General features: G+C 46.5%; 5 protein-coding genes. 3 read left to right on the top strand and 2 right to left on the bottom strand.

Going from position 1 to position 7,539, the window contains the following annotated elements; translation table 11 throughout:
• Window positions 1–352: 352 nt before the first annotated feature.
• A complete protein-coding gene (locus IFO66_RS20015; RefSeq protein ID WP_192026855.1) occupies window positions 353–1,567 on the bottom strand; it encodes an alpha/beta hydrolase in 1,215 nt (404 codons plus the stop codon).
• Window positions 1,568–1,847: 280 nt separating this feature from the next.
• Here IFO66_RS20015 and asnB point away from each other — a divergent pair, with 280 nt between their 5' ends.
• Window positions 1,848–3,722, top strand: a complete 1,875-nt coding sequence (gene asnB, locus IFO66_RS20010) for an asparagine synthase (glutamine-hydrolyzing) (protein ID WP_192026854.1) — start codon at window positions 1,848–1,850, stop codon at window positions 3,720–3,722.
• 248 nt (window positions 3,723–3,970) lie between these two features.
• Here the strand turns inward: asnB and IFO66_RS20005 are convergent, their stop codons facing one another.
• Window positions 3,971–5,551 carry an MDR family MFS transporter gene (locus IFO66_RS20005; RefSeq protein ID WP_192026853.1) on the bottom strand — a complete coding sequence of 527 codons (1,581 nt, stop codon included), beginning with the start codon at window positions 5,549–5,551 and terminating at the stop codon, window positions 3,971–3,973.
• A 280-nt stretch (window positions 5,552–5,831) separates the two neighbouring features.
• Between IFO66_RS20005 and IFO66_RS20000 the strand changes: the two genes are divergently transcribed.
• A complete protein-coding gene (locus tag IFO66_RS20000; RefSeq protein ID WP_192026852.1) occupies window positions 5,832–6,749 on the top strand; it encodes a TetR/AcrR family transcriptional regulator in 918 nt (305 codons plus the stop codon).
• A gap of 1 nt (window position 6,750) precedes the next feature.
• Window positions 6,751–7,539, top strand: a complete 789-nt coding sequence (locus tag IFO66_RS19995; protein ID WP_192026851.1) for an energy-coupling factor transporter transmembrane component T family protein — start codon at window positions 6,751–6,753, stop codon at window positions 7,537–7,539.

Raw genomic sequence — 7,539 nt, 5'->3', positions numbered from 1 at the left:
ATATTGAGTCATAAATAGTACCTCCTCTGAATGGGTCTGCATAACTTCATTCTAGACGAGGCTCTATTTCATGGCTCTTTTTTTTGTTCACCATTTTACACAATTATACGGACTCAACTCATTAGAAAGCATGTAAGGACAAAACTGCAGTTATTTTTATCGATAATGCGTAAATGCAGGTTAAGTTGAAAAAATAACTGCACTTTTGCGGATAATCCCTTATAAAGCGAGTTTTTGCTCGAAAATAACTGCATATTTGTCTCAATCCTGATCATATAACCATACGAATCTTAGAACGCTAAGGACTTCGAAACTTACAAAAAGCTCTAAGGGGTTCAAGAATTTAAGAAGTTCAAGCAAAGTTTGGTTCTAGTACAGTTTCTCCTTCTCCTTTTTCATTTTCATCTCCTTGTACGGCTTCCCTTTCGGAAAGCACCGGGGTAGCAGAGACAGATCCAACAAATTGAGCTAATCCAGCAGAATGAACAGACTCAACAGAGATGGACTCGCTAAGTCCATCGGCAGCTTGAACAGTTGCGACAGAGGGAGACTCGTTACGTTCAGCAATTTGAACGGATACACCGGAATAACACTTGTTAAGCCCGATAGAATAAACGAGATCTGCTTCTGCTTGTGGACTTGGACTTGGCATTCCGACGTATCGTGTTACGAAGTCGATGACTGCCTTTTGATACACTTCTCGCTCACGACAATGGGATACGCCATGAGTAGCTTTATCCACAAGCAATAGTTCCTTAGGTTCTGGCTTCACCGCATACAAATCTTCGCTCATTTTAGTGGGCACAAAAATGTCGGCTGCTCCATGGATGAACAAAATGGGCAGCTTCGACTGTGCGATGGCGCGAATAGGACTAACATCATTCATCTCAAAGGCTGCCTTTCGCTTCAGTAAGCGATCAATTAATGGCATTAATGGCCAAGCAGGTGCACGATTCAGTGTAACGACTTGATGTCGTATAAGTTCGGTTAAGTCTGAGTATGGACAGTCAGCCACAATAAATCGAACTTGAGGTCGGTGGATGGCAACGTATTCAAGAACGGTTCCGCCTCCAAGTGACTGCCCGTGAAGGCCGATAATGCTATCGTCTCCATTGCGTCGTACCACCCAATCTACCCACGCCTGTACATCGTATTTTTCCATATGGCCAAATGTTGCGTATTCTCCTTCGCTATTGCCATGACTGCGCTGATCGATTAATAAAGCATTGAACCCCACTTGAGCAAACATATCGACAAATTGCGACGACCATGGCAATGCGCCTGTATAACCATGGACGAAGATCATGATTCGTTTGGAATGAGGAACGAGCTCAATATAAGTACCGTATAATTGCAGTCCGTCATGGCTTAGAATACGAACTTCTTCTTTTCGTAGGTCGTTGAACTGCTGTCGTGAAAATATTCGATATTCTTCCAATAAATCTAGGCAGTTATCATACGAAGAGCGCTTCATACGCGTCATTTGATGTACAGCAATTCGGGGCATGCACCAAAGTGACAACAGTACAAATGCTCCCAATCCTGATAGCAGTAGTAACCACAACATGGCATCGCCTCTTTTGGTTGAGACCCGGGGCCAGTCAAGCGATCCTTCGGTTTGGCCCCTTGTCCTTAGTTTTTGTTTCAGTAGGATGTTCCGAAAACCTTCAAATTACACGTTTATAAGACAGGGAACTGGTGCAAAAAAATAGGGGTAGGTGTCGCAATTGGTCAAAAAGGTTTATAATGTAACACAGGATAAGTCCCTGCGGTCGGTAGGGGCTTTATACTGATTATTATTTTATATTCGACACCGTCTAGCGTGTAGCGAAGGGATTGGAACTGGAATGTGTGGTATTGCTGGGTTATTGCAATTGAACGGCCAACTGCCGTCTGAACATATTATCCGCGACATGATGGCTATTATCCATCATCGCGGACCAGATGATGGAAAGCTATGGATCGGCGATCGCGTCGGACTTGGGTTCCGTCGTCTATCCATTATTGATGTGGCTGAAGGAGCTCAGCCATTGAGCAATGAAGATGACTCGATATGGCTTGTTTTTAACGGGGAAATTTACAACTACATGGAATTGCGCGAGGACTTAATTGCTCGTGGACACCAATTCAAAACACATACAGATACAGAAGTAATCGTGCATTTGTACGAAGAGTACGGAGAAGATTGCGTTCACCATCTTCGTGGTATGTTCGGTATCGCGATTTGGGATCGCAATAAACAGCAGCTCTTTATTGCGCGTGATCATTTCGGGATTAAGCCTGTTTATTATTATCGTAATGAAGAAGTATTTGCGTTCGGTTCGGAAATTAAAAGTCTTTTGACGGTACCAGGTGTACCGCGCAAGCTGAACATGAACAGCTTCTACAATTACTTAACGTTCCAATACGTACCGGACCCAGATACGATGTATGAAGGTATTCATAAGCTACCTCCAGCGCACTCAATTACGATCCCATTCCAAGGCGAGCCGAAGCTTCGCAAATATTGGGATCCGATGTTCGATCCAGTGGATCGCCCATTGGCTCAAGTGTTGGATGAGATTCGCCATGTCATGAGAGATTCCGTAGAGAATCATCTTCACAGTGAAGTTCAGCGCGGTTGTTTCTTGTCCAGTGGTATCGATTCCACAATTACATCGACGATGATGCGCTCAATGGAGCCTATCAAGACGTTCAGCGTTGGATTCGAAGGGCCAAACAATGAAACGATTATTTCCCGTGATACAGCGCGTCAAATCGATACCGAGCACTTTGAGCGCATGATAACACAGGAAATGTACTTTGATGCGGTACCTCGTGCGATCTGGCACTTGGACGAGCCAGTAGCGGATCCTTCTGCCATTGCCTTGTACGAAGTAGCACGTTTGGCAAAAGAACATGTAACAGTTGTACTTTCAGGTGAAGGTGCAGATGAATTGTTTGGTGGGTATCGTATTTACCGTGAACCGCATTCCTTGCGTTACTTAGACTGGATGCCAGATGGTATGAAGAGCTCTATGAATGCAATGCTGCGCAAGCTGCCGAACTTCTACGGTAAGAACTACTTGATGCGTGGTACGACGCCGTTGGAGCAGCGTTTTCTTGGAAACGCAAATATTTTCTCGGATGATGCGAAGCCAGAGCTTATGCGTGTAACAGCAGAGCAAATCGCTTCCTTTACGAAGCCGTTTGACAAAGCTGGTGAATATTATGCTCGTACGAAGCATCTCGATCCTGTATCTCGCATGCAGTATATCGATATGAATTTATGGATGCCAGGTGATATTTTGGCGAAAGCGGACAAGCTGACGATGGCTCACTCGCTGGAGCTTCGCGTTCCATTCTTGGATCGCAAAGTATTCGATGTGGCACGTACAATTCCGATGAAATATCGTATTGCAGAAGGAACGACGAAGTATGCACTGCGTCAAGCAATGAACGGAATTGTGCCAGATTCAATCTTGAATCGTCCGAAGCTTGGCTTCCCTGTGCCAATGCGTGATTGGCTGCGTACAGATCGTGCAGGCATGATGTGGGAGCAAATTTCTGCGAGCGGTATCGATCCAATCGTTAACTTGAGTCAAATTGAAGAGATGTTCCGCCGCCATCAAGCAGGTCAAGGAGATTACTCTCGTAAAATTTGGACGCTGTATGTGTTTGCCCTGTGGCATAACACGTACATCAAAAATAGCAATATTGCGTTCTCTGCGAATCATAATTAAGAGCAAAGCGAGTTAGCGCTTATAAAAAATAAAGAGCTGCTAGTGAGCTGCTGTTACTAGCAGCGACATGAGTAAAAGGTACCCACTGTTCTTCGTTGTTGCGAAGACAAAGGGTACCTTTTTCTATATCGTTATATGCATGAATGAAATACCGTGAATTGTGCGATGCATGTAAACGATAAGGGATGAACGCATATGCCGAAGCAGCTTGTTGCTTATTTTCGTCTAGTGTCTTTTTACAATTTGTTTTACAATTCTGCATGTTTACTCTTGCTACCATTGGGCTCAATCCGTCCGTTTCCAATAAGAAGCGTCAATATAATTCCTAATGCAGCAATGCCGAACGCCCATATATAAACGGAGGAGAAAGAGCTTGCCCATGCGCTTTTTACTGTCGTTAACAAAACACTGTGTAATTCAGCTCCACTTGATATTGTGTCCGTTGATGTGATTAATGCATATAAATCATCGGAATGTGTCCCAGTCTGCGCTAAGGCTGTTTGTAAAGCAGGCTCAGAACGGTCGATAGCATCAGTCATATTCAGCTTAATTGCTTCGTTCATAATGACATTGAACAGCGCGGTGCCAATCGCTCCTCCGATTGAACGGAAGAAGGTAGAAGTAGAAGTTACCGTACCAAGCTGGTCTTTTGGGAATGAATGTTGCACAATTACCGTAATCGCTGGCATGACTAACCCAATTCCAAGCCCAAGCACAATCATAGCGAGGCTTGCTTCTGTAATCGTTGTTGTTACGCCCATTTTGCTCATCAAGTAAAAGCCGATGACGAGTATGATCATACCTGTTGATAGCAGTGTGCGATAGCGGATTTTCAATAGTAGTCGAGTTCCAATAATGCTAGTAATAATCATCGCAATCATGAGTGGGGTCATCGTTGAACCTGCCTCAACTGGGGATACACCGACAATGCCTTGCATGAAAAGTGGGACGAACATAATTGCGCCGAACAAACTAAGTCCGATCAAGAAAGATAATGCTGTGCTTATTTGAAATACACGATTGTTGAACAAAGATAAACGGATAATGGGCTGTACTGCTCGTTTTTCGATTCGTATAAAAATAAGCAATAAAACAAACGAGGCTCCGAATAACAGCAGCGTCATCCATGAATCCCAAGGGTACTGCTCTCGATCGAGAGACAAGCCAAGCAAAAAGAGAACGAGGCAGGGGACGAATGTGACGATGCCAAGCCAATCAATAGGCAGTCGTTCTGTGCGCTGCCGGTGCTTATCTGCGTCAGCCATACCGATAAAAATAAATATCGTGGACAAGATACCGAACGGAATGTTCATCCAAAATATCCAGTGCCAGCTTGCATAGTCTACGATAAATCCGCCAATTAAGGGGCCAAGAATAGAACTTAGCGCATATACGGCACCCACTGCACCTTGCCACTTGGCTCTATCAGCTGGTGAAAATATGTCCCCAATCATAATTTGAGTAAGCGGCATAATCATACCGCCGCCAATCCCTTGCAGAGCGCGATAAGCAATAAGCTGCTCCATCGTCTCAGCGTTGGCACATAGGACAGAGCTGATAAGGAAGACAAGCCATCCGATCCCATAAATGCTTCGTCGCCCGACGATATCAGATAGTTTACCCGCGATTGGAATGACTGCCGTGGAGCCTATCATATAAGCTGTTGTGATCCACGACATAATCGACAATCCGTTTAGGTCACTCATAATAGATGGAAGTGCTGTACCGACGATTGTCTGTTCAAGTGCGCCAAAGAACATGCCGAGCAGGAGACCCGCCAATACAAATCCGCGATTAGGGCTTGCAGGCTGTGAAAGATGGCCGTGCATTTTATCGATTCACCTCATTTGTACGCGACTAATCGACGTGTGGTTCAAGTTGGTTAAAATATTTTGACTTATAAGTCACGCCTTAATAATAAGGATAATATACATAATCGTGACTATGTAGTCAAAAGGTTTTTCATTGTACATATTTAAGGAGTCGATGGTTGTGTGGTATGTTGTAAACGGATAATAGAAATAGAGATTACAAAGATTCAGATGTAGGTATCAATTGACCTCGTAGTCATTTTTCATGCAGGTTTGTTGTTCGTAAGGAGGCGAGCTGATGGAAGCGAAGAAGCAAAGCATCATGGAAGAGGCGTTGGCCCTGTTCGCCGAAAACGGGTATCATCAGACGTCTATTCAAGAAATTGCAGACCGGACAGGGATAGCGAAAGGCTCGGTATACTCTTTCTTTCGATCGAAGGAAGAGCTTATGATGACGATATTTGAGCATTATCATCAACAAATTTATGGAGCCTTGCAGCACATCCTACAAGAGCCATTACCCTCTAAAGAGAAGCTGGAGCGGCTTATTATGCAGTCCTTGGATCAATTTAGTCGGTTTAAGCTGTTTGTATCTTTCCAACGTAAAGAGGTTCATCTTCAACAAAAGAAGGAACTGAGGGAGCTTATTTTGTCGTACCGGGCTAAAAAGCTATATGCGCTTCGTCAAGTGATTGCAGAAGTGTATGGCTTGGGTGCGCAACCGTACTGGTTGGATCTCGCAACAACGTTAAATGGTGTTATCGCTGAGTTCATTAATTATGTCGCTTTCGATGACAAGCTGCTTGACCATCGTAAGGTGGCTGCGTATATCATTCAGGTGATGGATGGGGCAGCAGAAAGCATGATTCGTCATACGCCAATTCCTGTGCTGAATGAGGCGATGATGGACGATATTATGCGTGTTGGACGGACAGGATTCTCCAAACATCAAGAACAGATGTGGGAGGCAGCTGCTGCTTTGAAACTGGCGATAGAGGAATCTTCTACTGGAGATATCGTTCATGACGAAGGGAGACAGGCATTTGCTTTCCTAGAAAGTGAGATGCTGCAAGGCCGTGGAACGAGTATTCAGGCGCGGAGTGTGACGATGTTTCTGCAAGCTCAGCAGCAGCCAGCTATACAAGAGGCAGCTGGACGGCTGTTAGAGCTGTTGTTAGCGGAGCGCGATGGTCGACGAGCGGAGGATGAACGATAAGATGAACGGTAGACAAGCTGTGCCGTCTATAAGGGGGAAACCCGGATGGCTTAGACGCCTAGATCCTCTGACGAAGGGGATCTGGCTTCTCTGCACCGGTCTCGCGGTGATGCTGACGTTGTCGCTCACCGCGCAGTTGCTCTGGTTCCTGATAGTGCTGCTTATAGCAGGAACCGGAGCAGGTTGGCGCCTTAAGCAATGGCGCCTGTTCGCCCTATGGGCGCTGGGCTTCGGCCTTCCGCTGCTGCTGTTCCAGTGGCTCATGCTCCCCTCAGGGGGAGAGGAGCCACTGTGGCAGCCATTTGGCAGCGGCGGGCCTACGCTAACCGCGTCAGCGCTGGAATTGTCAGCAGCGCTGACGCTGCGATCGATGACGTTATTTGCGTCATCGATCGTGTATGCGACGACGACTGAGCCAAGGGATGTCGTCGTCGCCTTAACACAGCAGCTGCGTATGCCGGACAAGCTGGCATACGCAGCTGCTGTGGCGCTCCGCTTCGTGCCGCTGCTGTTGGCAGAAGCGGAGCAAATACGCCGCGCTGAGCGGCTGCGCCGGCTGACGCCTGTGCGCGGCGTAGGTGGGCGCTTGCAGAGCGCCCGCCGAATGGCCCTAGCCATCGTGCGCTCCGCGCTTCGCCATGTGCAGGATGTCTCTACGGCGATGGAGGCGAAGCGCTTCGGCTCGGCTCGGGCACGTACCCAATGGCGACGCATTGCGATCTCGCCAGTGGGCTGCTTACTCGCGGCGGCTACTATAGGTGCCGCCGCCGCAACGCTAGTGTGGTTGTAA

It is taken from the genome of Paenibacillus arenosi (assembly GCF_014841135.1).
In the GTDB taxonomy this organism is placed as follows: Bacteria; Bacillota; Bacilli; order Paenibacillales; family Paenibacillaceae; genus Paenibacillus_B; species Paenibacillus_B arenosi.
Note: the sequence above shows the minus strand (reverse complement) of the source record. Positions and strands in the feature narration are given on the sequence as shown.